Origin of the sequence: Sporosarcina sp. ACRSL, from assembly GCF_022346605.1 — a bacterium.
In the GTDB taxonomy this organism is placed as follows: Bacteria; Bacillota; Bacilli; order Bacillales_A; family Planococcaceae; genus Sporosarcina.
Genome location: NZ_JAKRNT010000035.1, coordinates 1 through 723, shown reverse-complemented (window position 1 = coordinate 723; position 723 = coordinate 1). Strand labels below are relative to the sequence as shown.

The window sequence follows — 723 nt, the reverse complement described above, 5'->3', positions numbered from 1 at the left end:
AGCTCCCCGAAGCATATCGGTGTTAGTGCCGTCCTTCATAGGCTCCTAGTGCCAAGGCATCCGCCGTGCGCCCTTTCTAACTTAACCTTTATACGGCTTTCAATACGCTGCGCATTGCGTTGTCAGCTTCGTTCGTTCACATCCTCACGTGCGTTAGCACGCTCCGGTGTTCACTCACTCGCTTCCTAGCACTGCTTGCGTCTTGAAACCCTCGGGTGTTTACTGATGCATAGCGATATGCACAGTAAACGTTAAAAAAGTACATGTTCAATCACTAAGTGATCGACTCGGTTGATTACTTGATGTTTTGTTGCTTCAATGTCGTTTTATCCAGTTTTCAAAGAACAAAATACTCACAATAGAGTTATTGGTGGAGCCTAGCGGGATCGAACCGCTGACCTCCTGCGTGCAAGGCAGGCGCTCTCCCAGCTGAGCTAAGGCCCCAGAAAATGAATGGTGGGCCTAAGTGGACTCGAACCACCGACCTCACGCTTATCAGGCGTGCGCTCTAACCAGCTGAGCTATAGGCCCCTTCCGGGATTATGAAGTTTCTATTATCTAGCTTCAAATGTTTTCAGCTATTCTAACGAACCTTCAAAACCGAACGCAAAACGTCAACGTATGAACCAGAGGTTCATATTCCGTAATTATCCTTAGAAAGGAGGTGATCCAGCCGCACCTTCCGATACGGCTACCTTGTTACGACTTCACCCCAATCATCTG

General features: G+C 48.3%; 2 tRNA genes and 2 rRNA genes. All 4 read right to left on the bottom strand.

The annotated features are described in order from the left end of the window. Positions 1 to 87: ribosomal RNA gene (locus tag MHZ92_RS21305) — 23S ribosomal RNA — on the bottom strand; the annotation flags it as partial. A gap of 281 nt (positions 88 to 368) precedes the next feature. Beyond that, positions 369 to 444, bottom strand: a tRNA-Ala gene (locus tag MHZ92_RS21300). A 10-nt stretch (positions 445 to 454) separates the two neighbouring features. Continuing rightward, positions 455 to 531: transfer RNA gene (locus MHZ92_RS21295), tRNA-Ile, on the bottom strand. Positions 532 to 657: 126 nt separating this feature from the next. Beyond that, positions 658 to 723, bottom strand: a 16S ribosomal RNA gene (locus tag MHZ92_RS21290); the annotation flags it as partial.